The organism is Anaerovorax sp. IOR16, from assembly GCF_017168145.1.
Lineage (GTDB): Bacteria > Bacillota > Clostridia > Peptostreptococcales > Anaerovoracaceae > IOR16.
In genome coordinates, this window is record NZ_JADQTL010000010.1 from 271,277 (window position 1) to 293,362 (window position 22,086).

Consider the following 22,086-nt stretch of genomic DNA (forward strand, 5'->3'; position numbering starts at 1 on the left):
AATGCGTTTGCCACCTTTGGATTGGAATAAAAATGAATGTGCGGATACCCCACCATCATATGGTCATTGGTTATCATGCCGAAGTTTTGCAACAAGTATATATTCATATTTTTATGGCAGTTTTATATATTTTATGGTATAATTGTTATATAATGTATATAAAGGGAATATTATGTTTTTAAAGAAAACCAAAAACAACAAAACTGGGCGAACATACTTTTCAGCAATAGAAAGTTATAGAGATAAGGAAAATAATAAATCTAAAAAGCGAACCGTCATACTCTTGAAATCGATAAATTCTTAATAAATAGGCAACGATCTACTAAAATTGAAGCAAACACTAATGACATTATGAAGTTACTGGTTTACTCTAGGCTCTTATGTCCTAGTGACAAATTATACCCTAGACGATGTTTATAGAGCGCTTAGTTTTTTCAACGAAAAAGGCAATGAACTCCAACTTTGGATGAACGAAAAGATTAAGGCAAACTATGTCCGTGATACCAGTTTAGTTTATTATGATGTGACAAACTATTACTTTGAATCTGAAAAAGAGGATGACTTTAGACGCAAAGAGATCTGTAAAGAACATCGCCCTAATCCGATTGTTCAAATGGGACTTTTTATGGATACCAATGGTATTCCAATTACATATGACCTTTATTCTGGAAACACCAATGACTGTCTGACTTATAGACCAACATTTTCTCGTATGAAAAAAGAGTTTGAATTAGGTAAAGTTATTGTCGTAGCCGATAAAGGTATGAATACCGGGGATAATATCTACTATACCCTTTCTGCAAAAGATGGTTTTGTATTTAGCCAAACGGCACGTGGTGCCAATAATGAACTCAAAGAATACATCAAAAGTAATTTAGACTATCAATGGTATGGTGAAGACTATAAATGCAAAGAAAGAGAATACCCAACAGAAATTTGGATAACTACAGAGTCCGGTAAAAAAATAAAGAAAACAATTGATGTAAAGCAAGTTGTCTTTTACAGCAAAAAATATGCTATCAAAGCCCAAATGGATAGAGCAAAAGCGATTGAAAAGGCAAAAAAACTTATTCAATCACCTTCAAGCTATAATCGTTCTACTTCATATGGTGCTGCTGGTTATGTCAAAAACCTTTCTTTTGTAAAGGGAACAGGTGAGATTGCAGACACAAGTTCACTTGTACTTGATGAAGAAAAAATTAGAGAACAAGAAGCGTTAGATGGTTACTATGTAGTAGTAACCAGTGAATATAAGAAAACAGCAAGTGAAATTATTGATATATATCGTGGATTATGGAAAATTGAAGAATCTTTTAAAGTAACAAAGAGTGATTTAGAAACCAGACCGATTTATTTATCAACAAAAGAGCATATAAAGGCTCATTTCCTAACATGTTTTATTGCATTGGTATTAGCTAGAATACTAGAATTCAAATTAAATGGTAAATACAGCATTACCAAGATGATAAAAAGTCTAAAGAGCTGTAGCTGTACAAACATTGATCGAAACTACTACTTATTTGATTATTATGATGAAGTATTACAAGACATTGAATCCGTTACAAACATTGATTTTTCAACAAAAATAAGAACTCTACAACAAATTAAAAAAATAATTTCAGAAACAAAAAAATAGGCCTATTACACTACAAAAAAATGCAAAAAACGAAACCCTTGAAACCCACTAATTCCAGTGCGTCCAAGGGCGTTTTTTATCTATTTTGTTGCAAAACTTAAGATATATGTATTAAATTTAGCATATTTCGACATATAAATCAAATTTACTAGCTTTTTTAAAAATATTCTATAAACAAAAAAGCACCTTTTTAGAGCCTATACCCATTTAAAGAATCTAGAAGTAATTGTACCAAATACAAAGTTTTTAAATGTTGTTTCTGATTGATAGGGTGGTGCGTCTATTCCTGCATATGCAATCAAAGCCTTGCTGCTATGAAATCTTCGAACATCACCAATTTCTGCGATTAGTTTTGGCGCTAATACGTCTCCAACGCCGCCCATAGCCCTTACCACAGGGTATTCTGGCAACCTCTTGGCGAGTTCTTTCATCTGTGTTAAAATACTTCTTAAGGTAGTATTGACTTGCCTTAATACACCAACCGACTGCTGAATCATAATCTGCGTTGATTCCATTTCAGCAGGCAATGTAGGGATACCATCTTGTGCCAGGGAATAAATTTTGACGGCTTTATTCTGGTTCTGATGATATCCTTTTTCTTTTGCCCAAGCTAAATAGCTATTAATAAAATCCTTCTCTGACAGCTCCGCTATATTATCGAAATGCCAATACACTTCTACAAAATCCGATAATTTATCTTTACCTGTTGAATCCTGCCATCCTCTTAGCAGATTTTTAATGCCAGGCATTGTATAGTCCAATAAATGTGTCAAGCACTGTACACTCTCTATTCTCATTCTCATATAGTGTGAATACTGTCTACCTAATATTTTAAGTTCTTGATAAATACCTTCTGATATTTCGTAATTCTTGAGTCTAAACCAGTGATCAACCCCGTAATTTGCTATCGCAATGGAATCTCTCCTATCCGTTTTTACAGTTCTAAGACCTTGGCTTCTGTATTGCTTCATTTCAAATGGATTGATTACAGCTACAAAAATTCCTCGCTCCTGTAGAAAACTGAGCACTGGAAGATGATAGATTCCTGTCGCCTCAATTACAACTTTAACTTCTTCATTAAATTTCAAAAGCATGGATGATAGTTCAGATAAAGCTTTATCTGTGTGCTTTACTTCGAAGGGTGCACAAATTATTTCTCCATAGGGTTTTAAAATACAAGTCATACTCTTTCCTTTTGAAATATCAATACCTACACTAATCATTAATTGCTATGCCTCCCAATCTAAAAATATTTGTAATTGTCCCATCCACACTTATTACAGTTCATTTTAGTTCGTTACACGAAAGCTCATCTATGAGTTCCAACCTGCTTAATCGAATGTTTATAATAAGGGGTTTTTTATGACGGATGTATAAATCCAAAAACAGACTCGCCATACCAATTACTTCCCTTTATTATAAAAAAATAAGTGCAAATGTTAAATCACTAATAATGTGTTTAACAATTACACTTTTATGGTACTAAAAACACTTCCATCAATTCGATAGAAGCGTTGATATTTCAATGGTGGAGAATAGGGGGATCGAACCCCTGACCTTTTGACTGCCAGTCAAACGCGCTCCCAGCTGCGCCAATTCCCCAAATATTTGTTCTATTTAATAATATAGAAAACATTATTTATTTTGTCAAGGCTTCTTATAAAAGGATTTTTTAATCTAATTTTGATTCGCTACATCTAAGGTTTTTATCGTATTTATTCTTCTGTTATGGTAAAATATTTTTATAACAAGTTATATCCCACGGACAACCGTTTTTTCGTTGAAAGGAGACATTTCTTGCTTTTTATATTAACACTTATTCCATTTGTTGCTTCGTTTTTTCTAATACTGATTCACCGATTTATTAAAACGAAACTAGGTTGGGTAGTAATCCCGGTCCCTATAATACTGTTTCTCTTTTATTTAGGGATGCTGCCACAAACTCTAACGGGAAAAACCATATCGACACACCTATCTTGGATCCCAATATTAAACATTTCACTTTCCTTTGAAATCAATGGTCTTTCACTATTTTTTGCTCTTCTCATTAGCTTTGTAGGAATTTTGGTGATCCTATATTCCATATACTATTTATCCGAGCGAGAACGGTTGGCTAATTTTTATGTCTTTCTTCTCTTATTTATGGGAGCTATGTTGGGAGTTGTCACTTCCAATAATTTGATGCTTTTATATCTCTTCTGGGAACTGACAAGCATATCCAGTTTTCTTTTAATCGGTTTTTGGTTTGAGAAAGAACGTTCTCGTTATGGGGCGCAAAAAGCTCTTCTTATTACCGTTTCCGGTGGTTTTTGTATGTTGATTGCATTTCTTCTGCTTGGAAATATAGCGGGTACCTTTGAAATCAATGAATTGTTAAATTCCTACGATTCCATACGTCAAAGTACGCTTTATCCGGCCATTGCCATTTTACTGCTTATTGGAGCTTTTACAAAGTCCGCACAGGTACCATTTCATATTTGGCTTCCTTCTGCAATGGAAGCACCAACACCAATTAGTTGTTATCTGCATTCTGCAACTATGGTAAAAGCAGGAATTTTCTTAATCGCACGATTCACTCCACTTTTGGGTGACACTATATTGTGGAATACTACAATAACCTTTGTAGGCCTTAGCTCTTTACTCTTTGGCTCTTTTATAGCACTTCGTCAAAAGGATTTAAAAGCTTTGCTTGCCTATTCTACAATCAGTCAATTAGGGCTGATCTTATGTTTGTTTGGTATAGGAACAGAAGCAGCAATCTTTGCCGGTCTGTTCCATCTTCTAAACCATTCTGCATTCAAAGGCAGTTTATTTCTAATGACCGGAATGGTAGATCATGAGACCGGAACAAGAGATTTAACTCTATTACATGGTCTAGGTAAAGCAATGCCGTATACAGGAGCCATTGCTTTTATCGCTTCTTTTTCTATGGCCGGACTACCGCCATTTTCAGGTTTTTTAAGCAAAGAATTATTCTTCGAAGCTGCTTCCGAAGCACCTTTACATGGACTTGCCTATTTAGGAAACTTTGCTTACATCATTCCAGTTATTGCCGTTTTAGCAAGCCTGTTTACGTTTGTGTATTCACTCCATCTTTTTGGAACGGTCTTCCTAGGAAAAGAAGTATCATCCAGCACTCCAAAAAATCCTCATGAGGCTCCAATTGGAATGCTTGCACCAACTATGTTCCTTGTTATATTGAACATTCTTGTTTCTCTTTTCCCAAATGCCATCGCGCAAGCACTTATTGCTCCGGCTGCTTTGACCGTAAGCGGTTCTCTACCAGAAATCCATATTATGTTTTGGCATGGATTTACGGTTCCACTCATGATGACTATTGTCGTTGTAATCGGTGGAGCCATCCTTTACAGTCAATTATTTGCATGGAAAAATAAATTTAATAAGCTACGTTGTTCAGTCAGTGCAAATCAGATTTATGACTCTTGTTTATATGCTTTGCCAAAAGTAACAGGACGTTTTACAAATTTCTACATGACAGGCTCACTTACCAATTATCTTTCCTACATTATAATTGCTTGTTTATTACTTGTAAGCTATCCAATTTTACATTATGGTTTTATAACTGCCGTATCTACGAAAGATCTTGCTCATATCGAGCTGATTGAAGTTGTCATGATGATTGTCACCGCGACTGCAGCGATACTGGCAGCAAAAATGAAAAAACGAGTCACTGCAATCCTTGCAATGGGGATTGTCGGCTATATGGTCGCTATGTTCTTTGTAATGTTTGGAGCACCGGATTTAGCATTAACACAGCTTTTGGTTGAAACCGTTACATTAATTTTATATGTATTGGTTTTAAAGCAATTTCCGCTTGGAATGGATCCGCACACACCGAGCAATTCCAAAAAACGTACGATAAATATTTTTATTTCATTATGCGTAGGGCTCAGTGTTGCTTTCCTAAGCCTTTTCTCTCACTCAAATCGATTATACGAATCAATTTCATGGTTCTATACCGCATTCAGCAAATCAAAGGGCGGTGGCAGCAATGTTGTTAATGTAACTCTTGTAGATTTTCGTGGTTTAGATACGCTGGGAGAAATTACTGTTCTTTGTCTGGCTGCCTTGAGTATTTATGTCGTTCTTCACTTATTTACGGATAAAAGCGGTACGGTACAAGCTATTTCAGATACTGCATACTTGGATGATGATGCAACTTATTTAAAAGACTATACCGAAGCAAATGCTTCTCCAGTGACTCTTATGCAGAAAAACCATCAAAAGGATAACGATCTTGTAATCCTTACGTTCTCAAAACCGGTTTCTTTTATTATTTTGTTTGTGTCCATCTACCTACTGCTAGCTGGACACAATGCTCCTGGAGGCGGTTTTATTGCAGGACTGATGACATCATGCGCTTTATTGCTTATGTATATTACGATTGGCAAAGATTTTATGTCTCACATTCCTTTCAAAGTAGGATTATTTTTGCCCTTAGGTCTTTCCATAGTTGGCGGCTGCGGTCTTTTGTCCATCTATTTTCACAAACCATTTTTAACACAGACCTTTGGACACATACTTCTTCCTTGGTTTGGAAAAATAGAACTTGCCAGTGCATTGATTTTTGACATTGGTGTTTATTTTGTAGTACTTGGAACAGTTATGTCGATTCTATTTAACATCGGCAAGACAGAATCATAGAAAGGAGGTTCTCATGGAATTACTTATTGCTTTATTAATCGGCATTTTATTTTCTGCCGGTACTTATATGATACTTTCAAGGAGACTTCTTCGAATCATCTTTGGCACCTCCTTACTTTCAAACGGAACCTTGCTATTTCTGATGACTTCCGGAAAGCTTCAGCGAGGAGAATCTCCGATTTTAGGAAAGCTCTCAACTACGTATACAGATCCTTTACCGCAAGCAATGATTTTAACAGCTATTGTTATCAGCTTTGCAACTACAGCTTTTTGCTTGGTTCTCGCGTATCGAACGTATCAGGAAATTGGAAGTGATGATGTAGACGAGCTTCTAGGAAAGGAGCATGACGATGACCACTAATCTTCCTTTGCTCCCGGTTCTGATTCCTATGATTAGCGGAATCCTATTATTATTCTGTCGTAAAAATGTAATTGCACAACGATTTTTCAGTTTTATCAGCTGTAGTTTAATGCTCTTTGTTACGGTATTTCTACTTTTTAAAATTCATGCAGACGGCATAATGGTTTTCTGCGCAGGAGGCTGGTCTCCACCCTTTGGCATCGTTTTTGTTGCCGACCTTTTTTCCTGCATCGTTCTTTGCTTGAGTGCATTATTGTTTTTTACAGGGCTTCTTTTTAGCTTTGAAACCATTGGAGAAGAACGTGAAAAGCATGACTTTTATGTCCTTTGGCAATTTTTAATGATGGGCATTAACGGGACCTTTTTAACAGGAGATCTATTTAATCTTTTTGTTTTCTTTGAAATTATGCTGCTCTCTTCTTATGCACTCTTAGTTCACGGTGCATCCAAAGCCCAGCTTCGAGAAACCTTTAAATATCTATTGATTAATATCATTTCATCTACAGTATTTTTGATTGCTCTTGGAGTGCTATATGCTATGCTGGGAACTATGAATATGGCAGATGCAGCACAAAAGGCGAGTACAATTGAAAATCAAGGGTTTTTCACAGTAATTGCAATGCTTCTTTTAACGGTATTCGGCATCAAAGCCGCAATGTTTCCTTTGTACTTTTGGCTTCCAAAAGTACATACGGTTGCAACCGCTTCAGTAAGCTCTATCTTTTCCGGCCTTGTGATTAAAGTGGGTGCTTATGCAATGATTCGAACCTTTACATTAATTTTTATTGGAGATACTGCACATACACATCTCATCCTTATCGTATTAGCTATTTTATCGATTTTCCTAGGTGTTTTCGGTGCAGTAAGTCAGATGAATTATAAAAGCATTTTGGCATATCACAGTATATCGCAAATAGGCTATATAATTTTAGGACTCGGTCTTTTTAGTGTTTCTTCGCTAACTGGCTCGATTTATTTCCTCTTTCATCATGGTGTTGTTAAAGGCTGCTTATTCTTAACTGCAGGTGTAACCGAAAAAATTACCGGAACAAAAGATCTAAAAAAGATGGGTGGTCTATTAGCATCATACCCTGCACTTGGATGGACCTTTTTTATAGTTGCGATGTCACTTGCCGGTGTTCCCCCATTATCCGGTTTTTTTGCAAAATATATGATAGCTTTTTCAGCTGTACAGCAAGAAAATTATTGGGCACTTGGATGTGCCATCGGAGCAGGTATTCTAACACTGTTCTCTATGATCAAGCTGTTTTTATATGTCTTTTGGGGAAAAGCTCCGCGCGAATACATTCCTGCGGAAGGATTTCAATATGGGAGAGCGTTAATTCCTTGTTTCATTTTAGCAAGTGTATCTCTTCTTCTGGGTATCTTTGCACAACCTATTTTTTCTCTTTGTAATGAGGCTGCCGAGCAATTAATGGCACCACAAGCTTATATTGATATCGTACTAAATACGATTGGCGGTAGATAAGGAGGCACAATGGCAACACAAATTGTATTAAATTTAAGTTTGGCAGGTATATGGTTATTCCTCAGCGATTCTCCTTCGCTTGGAAGCTTTGTCTTTGGATATTTATTGGGTGCATTCTTTTTATCAGCTTTCTATTCCCAAACACAAAAACAATTTTATCTCAGAAAGATTTGGAGAGCTTTTGTACTCTTTATTGTATTTTGCAAAGAAGTGATTATTGCTAATCTTTCTGTTCTTCGCTATGTTTGCCTTCCATTGTCTCATTTAAATCCAGGAATTGTAGCGCTTAACATTGATCTGAGAACGAATTTTGAAATCGTACTCCTTGCAAATATGATTACATTGACACCCGGTACTCTAACCGTAGAAATTGCGCCTGAAGGAAACATTTTATACATCCACATGTTAGACTGTGCGGATGCTCCAAGGGTGCTTTCCCACATTGAAAAAGAGTTTGTAAATCGTATCAAGGAGGTCGTTGGCTATGATTAATTTTTTACAAGACTATCCAATCATTAATTTAGTGGTTAATATTGTATTGATTTTAATTTCCATATCTCTGGTAATTAATTTAGTCACAGTTGTTACTGGAAAAACACTTGCAGATCGTGTTGTCGGACTTGATGCACTCGGTACGCAAACGCTGGCATTGATTATCTTATATGCCTTTAAACATGGTACGGCTTATTATATGGATGCCGTTTTAATCATATCCATTTTAGGCTTTGTAGCGATGGTTGTCTGGAGTAAATATATGCAGAAAGGAAATGTACTTTATCCATTAAGGCAATATCCGAAAGAGTCAAAAAATTCCAATGGAATGTCACAATCTAAAAGAAAAGATGAGGAGGTTTAAGTATGCAGATGTCCGATATTGTTTGGCAATTTTTTATCTGTGCGTTTCTGTTAATCGGTGCTATTTTTTGTTTTGGAGGCAGTGTTGGTCTTTTACGTTTTCCGGATATTTTTTGCCGTATGCAAGCATTATCGAAACCCGTAACGCTTGGGATTTTCAATTTAATTATCGCTTACATTCTCTTTCTATATTATACTGATTTAGGATTTTCACTAAAAGGAATTCTAGCCATTGTTTTTCTTGTGATAACGGTACCGCTCGGGTCACACATGATGGTGAAAGCTTCATACCTCAGCGGTGTTCCTATGTGGAAGGATTCAATGGTGGATGAACTCAACGAAAACAACAATCATCAAAAATAAAAAAATGTAAAATAAAAGACGGTCAATTTGACCGTCTTAGTTTTTTCTCTTTTATTATGAACCGTTATCGCTGCGGTACAATTTCCAGCCAATATCCATCCGGATCTTCAACAAAATAAACACCAAATTTAGGATTTTCAAAGCAAACGACTCCCATTCCCTTATGCTTGGCCAAAGCTGCCTCATAGTCGTCGGCTAAGAACCCTATATGAATTTCATTATCGCCAAGATTGTACGGTTCGGTACGATCCTTCAGCCATGTTAGTTCTATCTGATGGGTCGCATTCTCATTGGCAATAAACGATAGGATGAATTTCCCTTCATCATCTGTAATACGTCTTACTTCTTTCATATCAAAAGCCTGTTCATAAAATAGTAACGAACGTTCCAAGTCTAAAACATTGATACAATTGTGGGTCAACGTAAATTTCATACATATTTCCTCCTGCTAGTAATTGCCTTATTTTACACCTTCTTAAGCAATTTTGCCAGTTCTTTTTTATAATAAAGCTTGTTTCCATACTCCATCACAAATGCAATGGATTCTTTTGCTTCTTCTTTTTTACCACTTTTAATCAAAATATCCGCTATGTAATAATGCATAGCTACCTTTTGAAATAAATGCTGCGCTGGATTGTTCTTAAAATAAGTTTGCACAAAATTCAAGTCCAAATCTGCACGACGAGTATGGAGTTCCTCTAACCGTAAAATAACGTCCAGATACATTGCATCTTTTTTGCTGCAATGCGCTCTTAACTCTTTAATTTCTCCGACTAAAGTAGCCCTTTTTTGCTCCCAGCAAAACTGGCTGTATGCATTAAGAAGATTATTATAATAAATGGCTCGATACACTATTTTCATACGAGAAGGGTTCTCTATCTGATTCGATATGGAAATCGCTTCTTGTGGCTCCCCTGCGAGAATCATACACTGTGCCAAAGCAATCAACAACTGATTCTTTGAACGTTTGGGTAAAATTCTCCAATTCTTTCGATAATGGTCAATCACCGTATATTGCAAGTACGGATCGCATTTTTCGTAAAGTGGGATTTGGAAATTTTTTTGATTTTTCTTAACAAATTTTAAAACAATAATTAGAATAACAAGTTCAACAATGATATAAACTTGTGAGCTATATAGCTTTACACTAATAAGGATCGCAAAAAGAGCAACAATCAAGACTACAAACTTTTGAAATATAAACTTCTTTGCCAGACGAACTCCAATTTCTTCAACCGCTTTCAGTTCCCTTTGAATGTCTTCATTCATTGTATCTTCTCCTTTCACAGGTAAATTATCCCCGTAAGAATATGGTTGTTTTGTCCTTTTATTCCCTTTCCTACTAGATAAAAAAAGGCGACCGTAAATACGATCGCCATATGGAAACAAATTAACGTTTGCTGAACTGAGAAGCTTTTCTTGCCTTCTTAAGTCCGTATTTCTTTCTTTCCTTCATTCTTGGGTCTCTTGTTAAGAATCCTGCAGATTTCAAAGCAGGTCTGTGTGCAATATCAGCCACACAAAGTGCTCTGGAGATACCGTGTCTCAATGCACCAGCTTGACCTGTAAATCCACCGCCTCTTACAGTAGCGATTACATCAAACTGACCTTCAACGCCAGCAACCTGTAACGGTCTTCTAACTTCTCTCTTAACGATTTCCATTCCAAAATAATCTTCAAGAGGTTTTTTGTTAACTGTGATATTACCTTTGCCAGGGATCAATCGAACTCTAGCAACAGATGATTTTCTTCTGCCTGTTCCGCAGTACTGCATTTTTGCCATTTCTGATTCCTCCCTTTATTAATAATTCCAGATTTCTGGTTTCTGAGCTGCATGATTATGTTCCGGACCTGCATATACCTTAAGCTTCTTGTACATTTCACGTCCAAGAGGACCCTTTGGCATCATGCCCTTCACTGCATGGCGGATAATTTCTTCTGGTTTTCTTGCCTGTAACTTTTCAAAAGTTAATTCACGAAGACCACCTGGGAATCCAGTGTGTCTCTTGTAAATTTTTTCTTTTCTTTTCTTACCAGTTACTTCTACCTTCTCCGCATTAATAACGATGACATAATCACCCGTATCTACGTGCGGTGTATAGATTGGCTTTCTCTTACCTCTTAAAATGGAAGCAACTTCTGTAGCTAAACGACCAAGAGTTTTTCCCTCTGCATCGATTACATACCACTTTCTTTCCACTTCTTGAGGCTTTGCGATAAATGATTTCATTTTTACCTCCTTACCTACTAAGATTGTTTTAACAATCGTGTTCGGTTTCACTGCAATAACGTTTCGGCCACGGCCGGTTAGCCCAGCCTGCACCTTATGTTAAAAACCCCCGGTAGAAGGGTTCTTTACACGATAATAATGTGTTTTTACACACAACGCATGAGTATTATATTATGTTTTTCCATCCAAGTCAAGATGAATATGTTAACTAGAAATATTTGTTTTGTTATTCTTTCCTTTTCTTTGTTTTCAAAGGATTTAGTCCTAAAATGGGTTCTCTATCCTCTTCTTTATTATATAAGAACTTACGAATTGCAAAAATCCCTCCAATTGCAGCAACTGCGAAAAAATTCTCTATCATTGTCGTATGATCTACAATCATTTGACGAGCGATTGCAAATAGCAAAACTTCGAGAACTGCACCATGGGAATGTTCCATAAGCATCTTGATAAATTCCAAACCGATAACCAACCAAAGTATGCTTCCCAAAATAGAATTTATCTGCCCAGAATTTAATTCCCCGAATTCAAATACATTAAATCCTTCGACTAATAGAATCGTTTCTACAACAATAGCAAATAAGATGATAATGGAAATAATCCCTTCAAGGAGACTGCATAAATAAAAAATTAAGTTTGCCATTTTACCCATATTTTGCTTTATTTTTTCCATATAGCTTTCACCACCTTATTTGTATAATATAGACAATTCTCCTCTTATTCATTCTTTAAACTTTCTAAAGCGCTCAGATTCATAGCACGACGGGCCGGATGATACCCGGAAACCACACCGATTGTAGTGGAAAATCCTAGTGATCCCACTGCAACCCACCACGGAATAATTGAAACAGTAGATCCCATGCCTCCACCGATACTTCCTAAAATATTACTCATGACCCCCAAAAGTACCGTGTTCATTAAAAATGACAAAACATAGCTTAAAATCAAACCAATGACGCCACCTAGAAAACCAATCATCGCAGCCTCCAGTAAGAACATTCTTTTAATGTCTCTTAAGTTTGCACCAATTACTTTCATTACACCGATTTCCTTTGTGCGTTCGTAAATGGACATAATCATGGTATTTGTAATTCCAAGTGCTGCAACCAAAAGTGAAATAGCACCAATGCCGCCTAAAATTCCTTGAATCATACGAGCGGTATCCTGCATGGATTTCAGCCAATCATTCAAACTATCTGTTTGAAATCCCATTTCTCGTATGGTTTCACTTACGGTTTCCACGTCGTTAATGTCCCCAACGTAGACCATGGCTCTATCATACCCTTGTGATTTATAGCTTATAGTTTCTTTTCTCGCCTTTTTTAAATCTTTTTGAATTTGTTCCAAGCTTTCTAAGCTCATATAAGTACTCCAGGCAGACTCATCATTTGGATTCGCTAAAATTCCTACACCTTTGGCCTTATACTCTGTGTAATTAATTTTCTCCTCATCTGGAGAATGCTGTCTTTTCTGACCATAATCCGAGTCACCTGTAACCATCAATTTATTAGTTATAACATCCACCTGCGGTTCACCGCCCCAAGCAAAATCTCGCGTTTTCTTAGGATTATAAAACCACGAAGGAATTTGGTTTCCAAATACCACGGCATATTTATCGCCCTGCTGCAAAAGTCGACCTTCTTCAACGTCATATCCAAACTTCTGCATAACCTCCGGTCGAATGCCAATCACTTCAGATTGTGCCACATACTTTCCAATGGCAAACGTTAAGTATTCCGAAATAGTTGGTGATGCTGCGTCCACTCCGTCGATACGTTCAATTTCTGCAATGGTTTTATTGTCAAGCACCGCGGGTTTATCAGAACCTGTACCCGTTCCATAGGACATCATGCCTCCGCCGGAACGCACATTCACCAAATGCAGGTTTCCATAGCTTGCAATCTCTTCTTGGAAGCTGACAGACAAACCAAATCCAATGGACAGCATAACCACGATGGCACAAGTTCCAACGACGACACCTATAATTGCTAATAGGGTTCTGGTTCTCCGCCGTAACAAGTTTCTGCCGCATAAGCTGATTAAATCCCAATTATTCATCGATTTCCATCTCCTGATGTAGCTTCTTTTGTCTTCTCTTCTTCCAGAATACAAATCCACCGATTCCAATGATCGCTGCTGCGCCGATTCCGATTGGAACCCATGGCTTTTTCTTCTCAGGTTCTTCAGGCATCATATCCATCTCATCAAACGGCATTTCCTCCATAACCTGAAATTCAAACGGCTTATCAAACGTCAACTCTTGCCCAGATGCGTCCTCATAAGTAAAGGTAATGACCCCGGACATCGGTCCCGCTTGTCTTGGAATGAAAGAGAAGTCGAAGGAATCGCTTTTTCCGCCTTCCATGTTTCCAACATAATATAAATTGGATTCCATTGTATCAAAATCACCGTTCACGTCTACTCTTAAATTATTAAGTACTGTTTTACCCATATTATAAAACTTAACAGAGCTTCCCGTCTGCATTGCTGCATAAAGTTCCGGCGGTGCAATAATATCATCAATTACCAATCTTGCTTCCTGCATAACCGGTATTGATATAACATCCTTGGAACTAAAAGCATTTCCAGATAAGTCCTCATAGCTCATTTCTACAGTCAGCATTGAAGTTTTTTGTTCCGCATCTCTCTTTGCTGTCATATGTAAAGATTGTGCAGCTCGCTTTTTTGCTTTGACTTCATCTATGTAAAAAGAATTACTGCTTTGTACCGGAATAAAGGTTCCGTCGTCAGAAGTAACCGTTACCTTAATGTTCTGTAAATCATGACTTTTGTTTGTATTATAAAGACCTAATGCTAATACAAATTCATCACCAGCCTGTACATATGAACCACCGTAATCATAGGATTCTACCATAAGCTGCGGTGTTTTCGAGCTTCCTCCGGCATTCTTAACAAGCGTACCTGCAAATTGAGAGATTGCGCTTCCTTCCGTCCCTGACATTGGTTCAACAGTAATTTTAAAGGAATAATATTTTTCTGTTGTTTTATCAGGACAAACCATCGTTATACTATAGTTTTGTATACTATTTTTTTCTAATTTTTTTAAAGAAAAAAGATTTTTCGATTTATTAACAATACCTTCCGGCATTTCAACAGAAACTTTTAAGTCACTAACACTGCTGGTTCCTTGATTTTTCACTCCAAAGGATAAAGTAAAATCATCGCCTCCTAGCACCTGATTCGGAATTGATACATCAGTAATATTGATATTATCCGTTGAATAAGTTCCGCCACCTGCTGCTACAGGAATATAAAACGTCTTCTTTACACTCTGTGAAGAGTTCTTCATGTCTGCACCTGAAATATCCACTTCAATCGGATAATTTTTGCTTTCCATGTTTGAATCTACGGTTAATGGAAATTTTGCTGTATAACGGCTTCCGATTGTAATGTATCCGGCATTTACAGAACTTGCTGCATTATGTAAGGTAATGCCATCCGGCAAAGTCAAGCTGACATCTGTGTTTTTTACATATGTATTTCCTCGGTTAAATAATTCGACTGTCAATACATTATCGGAACCGGCAACCAAACCCTCTGTATGATTCGTGGTACATTCAATGTCAAAGCTAACTGAATACTCACCTGTATATCCTGATTTTGGAGCAGAAGTCTTATCATAGATTTCTAATGCATTTAAAAAGCTCTCCTTATCCACTACTGTACTACCATCATACAAAGTAACGGTCAAATCACTATCTTCCACCTCAGCATAATTATTCAGTGTTACATCAAACTTTAAATAGGATGAACCACCTGAAGGTATCGTTGTACTGCTTCCGGTAATATCCTTTGCGGATACGCCATCAGCCGAAGTATATAAAGTAGCTTTATCGAAAGAAATAGAACTGCTTCCGTTATTTGTTACCTTCATCGTTATCGTTGTATCTGACCCTTGCATCGCTGAAAACCCGCCGGTATGCTCGATGAGTATATCCGCTGCTGCATAAACATTCATTGGCAGATTTGTAAATCCCACAGCCATTAGCAGTGCCAAGACACCTGCAAATAATTTTTTTATGAGATTAAAATTGTTTTGTTCTCTTTTCTGATACACACCCTTCATTGTTACGAAATCTCCTCCTTCGTCCCCACTTGCATATTTTGTTCTTTGGTTTTTTGTTCTATATTTACAATATTCCCATCTTGAATGGTAACGACCTTATCTGCATAGCTTGCAATGCTTCGATCATGCGTTACCAAAATTAATGTCTGATTGTGCTCTCTTACTTGATTTACAATCAGGTTCATTACTTCCTTGGTCGTATTGGTATCCAAATTACCCGTAGGTTCATCCGCAAAAATAATTTTAGGATTTCCAGCTAATGCCCTTGCAATTCCGACACGTTGCTGCTGACCACCTGACATTTGCGACGGTTTTCTTTTCTCATATCCTTTAAGTCCAACCGCGCCTAGGATCTCCTTCGCAGCGGAATTACGTTTCTTTTTTTCCACACCACGAAAAATAAGCGGTAAACTAACATTTTCTACCGCTGTCATCATAGGCATTAGATGGTAAGCTTGAAAAATAAATCCGATGTTTTTCTGTCGAAATAACGTAACGTTGGACTCATTTAATTTATGAATTGGAATACCTCCTATGTAAATTTCACCCTTAGTGGGTTTTTCCAATCCTGCTACCATATTTAAAAATGTAGATTTCCCCGATCCAGAAGTACCGAGGAAACATACAATTTCGCCTTTTTCAATTGTAAGGCTTACATCATCCAAAGCGATGACTTTCTCATCGCCCATTCGATACACTTTTCGTACATGTTTTACTTCAATCAATGGTTTTTTATTTCCATTTTCTGAAGGTTGTATCGTCTGATTTCCCATCTTTTTTTAATCCCCTTTTACCCATCTGTATTTTATTAGACGTCTTAAGTTATCAAAATGTTTCAAATAATTAACTTTTAATTTAAATTTTTTCCATAATTAGCTAATATAATAAAAAGTATTTCCTTGGAAATATTATCTACTTCTTATTATAATAAAAAAACAACATTTTTTTATTTACAAAAAAAGAACTCTATGTGGTTTATTTTACCACATTCGAGCTCTTTTTTCTCTTAAGTTTCTATTAATTTTTCTTAAGGTAAAAAAATCTTCCTTTTCTTAATGTCTACCCGATGCCTTCCATGCTGTCTTACTATAATCTCAAACGAATGTCTTTCTGTAATGAAAATTTGAATTATTACTATGATTTTTACTATATTACCCTGATGTACTACTTGATGTCATTCTTTTTTGCCACAGTGGAAGATTTTTTCAACCAAAAGATCCACATGATTCGCTCTATGCTGCTTTTTGTTCTTTCAACTTATCCATGAAATCATATCTACCGATTCCGAAGACCATACTGATGAACATAACGGCTAACATTGCGAAGGAATAAAATACAAATGGCATAATTTGAACGGCAGTTAATGGTGCACTGCTGTCCGCTGCAAAGCCTAGTGTATAAATCATTGCCGGAGTCCAAGGCAAGCAATAAACCAAAGTGTTTGACTGTGCATCCATTAGATTTGCTGCTCTGTATGGGCTGATTCCATGCTGTTTTGCAAGAGGCTTAGCAAACGATGCTCCAACTGCTAAAATAGCTGGTGCATTTAATCCCATTAATGCAGAAAGAACAATAACCATTAAGGAGATCGTAAGTTCCGCAGAGAACGGAGTCTTTGCAACCTTACCAAGCGCATTTAACAATTGAATGTCTCCCTGACCTTTTCTCATAATGGAAATGGAACCGAAAAGCAATAATGCCAAGATACATACCTGAAGCATACTAGCGATACCTGTATAGATAACACCATCTACAGTACGATCTAAACCTTCTCCATGTACAGAGATTACCGCAGGAACACTTGGATCCACTGCATCAATCTGAACGAAATCAAAAAGTCCAAATGCACAAGCAGTTATGATTCCCAATAAAGAACCGATGGTAGTTGCAATAATGATGTCTCCTGTTTTAATTGCGATGTAAATGGTAATAATAACCGGAATAAACATCATTAATGTCTTTGGATCGTAAGCATAAGATTCAACGGTGCCAGCTTCACCTGCTGTCATCATTCCATATATAACGATACCAACAATCGTAATCGCACCCGCAACCAAAGCATACTTTAATCTGGATCTTACAACTCCAGGAACATCGACACCTTGAGACGTTGCAGAACAAATAGTTGTATCCGATACTGGTGCAAGGTTATCTCCAAATGCCGCACCGGAAATGATGGTACCAGCTAAAAGAGCCGGATTACCGCCCAAAGCAACACCTGCCGGATAAAGAACTCCCATGCCCGCTGCAATTGTACCAAATCCAGTTCCGGACGCGGTCGCAAATACTGCGGATGCTAAGAATGTAATAACGGTAAAGAGTGTGCTGTTTACTCCCATGCCTGCAGCTACACCAGCTACGCCGGAAGCAAGTCCCGACATACGAAGAATTCTTGAAAACACACCTGCAAAAATCCAGCAAACAACCGGAATGATTGCTTCTTTACTTGCCATACCTTCAATGACAGCTTCCGCATATTGTTTCTTACTTTTTGCAAAGAAAAACGGAATGATTAAAGCCGAAAATGCCGGTACCCATAGTGCACCATCAGAAATGGATGCCCAATGGAATGTCGTCAAGATAATCAATGCTAAAAATACGATGAACGGCAGGAAAGACATCCATACGCCGCCATAAAATTCTAAGCGTTTTGTTTCTTTTTCCATAAAACTACCTCCTACTAAAAAATAACTTCCAAATATAATTTCACTTTTATAATAGTGCAAGCATCGTGCCAATTCATATTTGTCAGTTTTTTAATAAAATTCGATGATTTTCTCCCTTTTTTAAATAATAAAGTTTGATATTTGCTTAAAATTAAAAAAGTACCATGCAAAAAATTTCATAGTGGAAATTTTTTGCATGGTACTTTTTTTCCATTTCACTCATTTCTCTCCGGTATCAATTTTATACTCTACAATTTTATTAAAAAGTTGTCTTCTACTCATTCCCATTCGTTCTGCCGTTTTTGTAATATTATTTCCACAAGCCAAAAGTGCTTCCTTAATGTACCTCTTTTCAAATTCCTGTTTTGCTTCCTTATAAGAAAGCAGTTCTTCCTTAACAACAGCACTGTTATCAATCTCTTCAAAAAATTCCATTGGTTCCGTTTGATTCATCCTCAAAACTCCGTCATTGCTTAAAATGACCAATCTTTCTATAATATTTTTCAATTCTCTTACGTTTCCTGGATAATCATAGTTTAATAAAAATTCTTTGGTTTGAGGCTCAATTTCTAAAATGCTTTTTCCTGTCTCTTTACTAAAACGTTGAAGGAAAAAGGAAATAAAATCCTCCAAATCCTCTCGGCGCTTTCGCAATGGAGGAATATGAATCTCAATTGTATTGATTCGATAAAGAAAATCTTCCCGAAAGGTCCCTTCCTTTACTTTCTCATATACATTTTTATTGGTTGCAGAGATCAAACGAAAATCTACATTGATTAATTTGTTTGAACCGATTCTCTCAATTTGTTTGGTTTCCAATACACGTAGCAGCTTTACCTGCGTTCCCAAATCCATGTCCCCAATTTCATCTAAAAAAATGGTTCCACCATTGGTTTCCTCCAGTTTTCCTACTCTTTTAGTTAATGCACCTGTAAAAGCACCTTTTTCATGTCCAAAGAGTTCTGATTCAATTAAATTTTCCGGATAATGTTGACAATTCAAAGGAATGAACGGACGTTTTCCTCTTCCGCTGATCTGATGCAGTCTCTGCGCAACAATTTCTTTTCCAACACCGGATTCTCCCATAATAAGAATGCTTGCCTTCGATGCTGCAACCTGCTGTACCAGCTCCCAAAGTTCACGCATCTCTTTATTTTTACTTCCAAATAATACATCATTGCTATTTTGCATCTCGTTTTGATTCTTTATATTTGCAAGCTCCATCATTTTTTCAGCTTTTTTAATTTCCAGTACCATTTCTTCCGGATCATGGCTTTTTATAAAATATCCAAATGCACCCATCTTCATAGTCTGAACCGCTGTTTCAATGCTTCCATAGCCGGTTACCATAATGACTTCAATGGAATTATTATAAATACTCTTAATTTGTTTCAGAAATTCAATTCCATCAATTCCGGGCATTAAAATATCAGTAATCACCAAAGGAAAATATTCGTCCTCTAAGATATCAAGTGCTTCCTTCGCAGAGCCTGCCGTAACAATCTCATAACCTTTGCTGCAAAGTAACATCCGATAAGTTTCACGATAATCTGCATCATCGTCAACAATTAATATTTTAAAGTTGTTTTTTTGCATCATGACTTCGTCTCCTGTTCTTGTGGAATTAAAATCGTGAATTTAGTTCCTTCTCCTATTTTGCTGTCTACCGTAATCGTACCGTTCAATCTTTGTACCTCAGAATAAACAATAAATAATCCCAGTCCCGTTCCTTTGCCCGGTTCTTTTGTCGTAAAAAACGGATTAAATAAGGTTTCCAAATGCTTCTCATCAATACCACTTCCGTTATCTTCACATATAACACAAAAAGCATCCTCGTGCAATTCACCACAAATACGAAGAATGCCTCCTTCGTCCATTGCATCAATTGCATTCGCCGTCAGGTTTAATAGAATATGCTTCAATGTTTCCGTGCTGCAGTAGACCCAAATATTTGGATCACATTCCAATGTAATGGATATTTTTTTCTTTTTTGTTTCTTCATTTTGAAGGGTAATGATGTCCTGCATATTTTCCCTTAAATTCAAATGTTCAGGTTTATCATCGGATACCCTCCAAAATTTCATTACATTATCTATGATTCCCCCTGCACGTTTTATGTTGGCATCAATAAAATCCAAGGACTTTTTCGCAGTTTCAGAAAGGCTTTCAGCGCTGCGTAGCAGATAACTTTGTGTACGGATAATTCCGAGCGGGTTTCGAATCTCATGTGCCATTCCTGCTGCAAGCTGTCCGATGGCAATCATTTTTGAAGACTGTAGCAATTGGTTCCTTTGAATCTTTTCAATCGAAACATTTCTAAGAGCAATCAAAACGCCGCTTTGAGTCCCTGCCAGTCCATAAACAGCCATCTCATACACTTCATTTTCCATCGTTACTTCACGCTTTACCGTGCCGCCAACCGTCATGCATTCGTCAATTGGGCACGATTCACAGTCTGTGCAAAGATCAGAAAAAAGACTTTTGCAGGTTCTCCCAAAAACCTGTTCTTGATTTTTACGTACACAATTCATTAAACCTTGGTTCGCATTCACAATAATCTTATCCTTACTAATTACTGCAATGTATTCGGTAATGCCGTCAAAAATCATTTGCAATTCATTTCGACTGTCTTCCAGCTCCACCGTCCGTTCCTTTACTTGCTTTTTCAAGGCATGATTATTCAGCATAATTAAAATTAAAATTGCAATCGCCACTCCCATTGGAATCCCAAAAAATTTAAAAAAATCTTTTTTAGGGTTGGCTTTTAAAAGTGGTGTTGAAATTCCAAACCATTTCTGTTGAATTTTTTCTAGCTGCCCTTTGTTCCTAATGGTAGTAATCGCATCGTTTAAAATCGGAATAAGTTCAGCCTTGTCTTTGTTTATCGCCAAAACCACATCTTCCTCATACAATGCGGTATTGATTAATTTAAACGAACTATAATCCTTATTATGGCTCATCGTATAATACACAACCGGTTCATCTCCGATTACCGCATCCACTCTCTCCTCTGAAAGAAGCTTCATTCCGGAAGATACATCCGGCACATATACTAGTTCCGCCTTTGGATAGTTTTTTCTAAGATAATCGTTCGCATAATCTCCTTTTTGAGTAGCTACACTCATATGGTTAATGTCTTCTAAAGTGAAATCAGCATCCTCATGAATCACAAGAACAGTACGAAGATTGTATATCGGTTTTGTAGCAGCATACTTGGAGCTTCGTTCTTCATTCATAAACATATCACAAATATCTGTCTCCCCAGATTCCAAAGCAACCAAAGCATCCTCCCAAAGGTATGGCATAGTCTTAATTTCTACTCCCATTTCCAATGAAAGCTGGTTCATAAAATCAACTACAACACCCTTGTAAATGCCATCTTCGTCCAAAAAACGCAGAGGAGGAGCATTTTTATCTGCGCCATAAATTAGTACACCCTCCTGAGTCAAACGGCTTAAAACATCTCTTTTATGCTGCTGCTCCATATATGCTTTCACTCCAGGTATTGCCGCTAAAATCAACATTGCCAATAAAAAAAATGCTAAAAATACTTTTTGTCTATGATTCATCTTCATAGAGTCTCTGCCCTTTCTTCTTGTTCCCTGCATCAGTTTTGCTTTTTTTGTTATTCTTTCAACATCGCAGACAATATTTCTTACATAATAACAAAAGAAACCGCCATCGAAAAACCATAATATACTTGTCATGGCTTCTCTAAGGCGGTATACATCTTT

Annotated in this window: 19 protein-coding genes, 1 tRNA gene and 1 pseudogene; 8 read left to right on the forward strand and 13 right to left on the reverse strand. The window is 36.9% G+C overall.

Going from position 1 to position 22,086, the window contains the following annotated elements; genetic code table 11:
- The first annotated feature begins 388 nt into the window (after positions 1-388).
- On the forward strand, positions 389-1,636 hold the full coding sequence (locus I2490_RS11880; protein ID WP_206459978.1) for an IS1634 family transposase: 1,248 nt from the start codon (positions 389-391) through the stop codon (positions 1,634-1,636).
- Between the two features lie 197 nt (positions 1,637-1,833).
- Here the strand turns inward: I2490_RS11880 and I2490_RS11885 are convergent, their stop codons facing one another.
- Together I2490_RS11885 and I2490_RS11890 are read right to left on the reverse strand one after the other, a co-directional pair.
- Complete coding sequence (locus I2490_RS11885) at positions 1,834-2,859, reverse strand: IS110 family transposase (protein WP_245157171.1); 1,026 nt, start codon at positions 2,857-2,859, stop codon at positions 1,834-1,836.
- Positions 2,860-3,162: 303 nt separating this feature from the next.
- Positions 3,163-3,238 (reverse strand) — tRNA-Ala (locus tag I2490_RS11890).
- A gap of 327 nt (positions 3,239-3,565) precedes the next feature.
- Between I2490_RS11890 and I2490_RS17190 the strand changes: the two are divergent.
- The 7 genes and pseudogenes from I2490_RS17190 to mnhG form a co-directional block, all read left to right on the forward strand.
- Positions 3,566-3,748, forward strand: a pseudogene (locus I2490_RS17190) (hypothetical protein); the annotation flags it as partial.
- Positions 3,749-3,787: 39 nt separating this feature from the next.
- Entirely contained in the window at positions 3,788-6,301 is a 2,514-nt protein-coding gene (mbhE, locus tag I2490_RS11895; protein ID WP_245157172.1) for a hydrogen gas-evolving membrane-bound hydrogenase subunit E, read from the forward strand.
- 13 nt (positions 6,302-6,314) lie between these two features.
- On the forward strand, positions 6,315-6,662 hold the full coding sequence (locus tag I2490_RS11900) for a Na(+)/H(+) antiporter subunit C (RefSeq protein WP_206459980.1): 348 nt from the start codon (positions 6,315-6,317) through the stop codon (positions 6,660-6,662).
- Positions 6,652-8,151 carry a proton-conducting transporter transmembrane domain-containing protein gene (locus I2490_RS11905; protein WP_206459981.1) on the forward strand — a complete coding sequence of 500 codons (1,500 nt, stop codon included), beginning with the start codon at positions 6,652-6,654 and terminating at the stop codon, positions 8,149-8,151. Before I2490_RS11900 ends, I2490_RS11905 begins: the two co-directional genes overlap by 11 nt.
- Positions 8,152-8,160: 9 nt before the next feature.
- Positions 8,161-8,643, forward strand: a complete 483-nt coding sequence (locus I2490_RS11910; RefSeq protein ID WP_206459982.1) for a Na+/H+ antiporter subunit E — start codon at positions 8,161-8,163, stop codon at positions 8,641-8,643.
- The gene (locus tag I2490_RS11915; RefSeq protein ID WP_206459983.1) at positions 8,636-9,007 is read left to right on the forward strand and encodes a monovalent cation/H+ antiporter complex subunit F; all 372 of its coding nucleotides are present in this window, start codon (positions 8,636-8,638) and stop codon (positions 9,005-9,007) included. Before I2490_RS11910 ends, I2490_RS11915 begins: the two co-directional genes overlap by 8 nt.
- 2 nt (positions 9,008-9,009) lie before the next feature.
- Entirely contained in the window at positions 9,010-9,369 is a 360-nt protein-coding gene (gene mnhG, locus I2490_RS11920; protein ID WP_206459984.1) for a monovalent cation/H(+) antiporter subunit G, read from the forward strand.
- Between the two features lie 64 nt (positions 9,370-9,433).
- Here the strand turns inward: mnhG and I2490_RS11925 are convergent, their stop codons facing one another.
- The 11 genes from I2490_RS11925 to I2490_RS11975 form a co-directional block, all read right to left on the reverse strand.
- The gene (locus I2490_RS11925) at positions 9,434-9,802 is read right to left on the reverse strand and encodes a VOC family protein (protein ID WP_206459985.1); all 369 of its coding nucleotides are present in this window, start codon (positions 9,800-9,802) and stop codon (positions 9,434-9,436) included.
- A gap of 32 nt (positions 9,803-9,834) precedes the next feature.
- Positions 9,835-10,638 carry a hypothetical protein gene (locus I2490_RS11930; protein WP_206459986.1) on the reverse strand — a complete coding sequence of 268 codons (804 nt, stop codon included), beginning with the start codon at positions 10,636-10,638 and terminating at the stop codon, positions 9,835-9,837.
- A gap of 121 nt (positions 10,639-10,759) precedes the next feature.
- Positions 10,760-11,152, reverse strand: coding sequence for a 30S ribosomal protein S9 (rpsI, locus tag I2490_RS11935; RefSeq protein WP_206459987.1), 393 nt, complete (start codon positions 11,150-11,152; stop codon positions 10,760-10,762).
- Positions 11,153-11,170: 18 nt separating this feature from the next.
- Positions 11,171-11,599: a 50S ribosomal protein L13 gene (rplM, locus tag I2490_RS11940; RefSeq protein WP_206459988.1), complete on the reverse strand. Its 429-nt coding sequence runs from the start codon at positions 11,597-11,599 to the stop codon at positions 11,171-11,173.
- 226 nt (positions 11,600-11,825) lie between these two features.
- Positions 11,826-12,272 carry a phosphate-starvation-inducible PsiE family protein gene (locus I2490_RS11945; protein ID WP_206459989.1) on the reverse strand — a complete coding sequence of 149 codons (447 nt, stop codon included), beginning with the start codon at positions 12,270-12,272 and terminating at the stop codon, positions 11,826-11,828.
- 44 nt (positions 12,273-12,316) lie between these two features.
- Complete coding sequence (locus I2490_RS11950; RefSeq protein WP_206459990.1) at positions 12,317-13,657, reverse strand: ABC transporter permease; 1,341 nt, start codon at positions 13,655-13,657, stop codon at positions 12,317-12,319.
- On the reverse strand, positions 13,650-15,686 hold the full coding sequence (locus tag I2490_RS11955) for a COG1361 S-layer family protein (protein ID WP_206459991.1): 2,037 nt from the start codon (positions 15,684-15,686) through the stop codon (positions 13,650-13,652). The genes I2490_RS11950 and I2490_RS11955 overlap by 8 nt, the downstream gene beginning before the upstream one ends.
- A 2-nt stretch (positions 15,687-15,688) precedes the next feature.
- Positions 15,689-16,459 (reverse strand): ABC transporter ATP-binding protein, encoded by a 771-nt coding sequence (locus I2490_RS11960; protein WP_206459992.1) that lies wholly within the window; start codon positions 16,457-16,459, stop codon positions 15,689-15,691.
- Between the two features lie 459 nt (positions 16,460-16,918).
- Entirely contained in the window at positions 16,919-18,352 is a 1,434-nt protein-coding gene (locus tag I2490_RS11965) for a Na+/H+ antiporter NhaC family protein (RefSeq protein ID WP_206459993.1), read from the reverse strand.
- Positions 18,353-18,571: 219 nt separating this feature from the next.
- Positions 18,572-19,951 (reverse strand): sigma-54-dependent transcriptional regulator, encoded by a 1,380-nt coding sequence (locus I2490_RS11970; protein WP_245157173.1) that lies wholly within the window; start codon positions 19,949-19,951, stop codon positions 18,572-18,574.
- Entirely contained in the window at positions 19,948-22,059 is a 2,112-nt protein-coding gene (locus tag I2490_RS11975; RefSeq protein ID WP_206459994.1) for a transporter substrate-binding domain-containing protein, read from the reverse strand. The genes I2490_RS11970 and I2490_RS11975 overlap by 4 nt, the downstream gene beginning before the upstream one ends.
- Between the last annotated feature and the right edge of the window lie 27 nt (positions 22,060-22,086).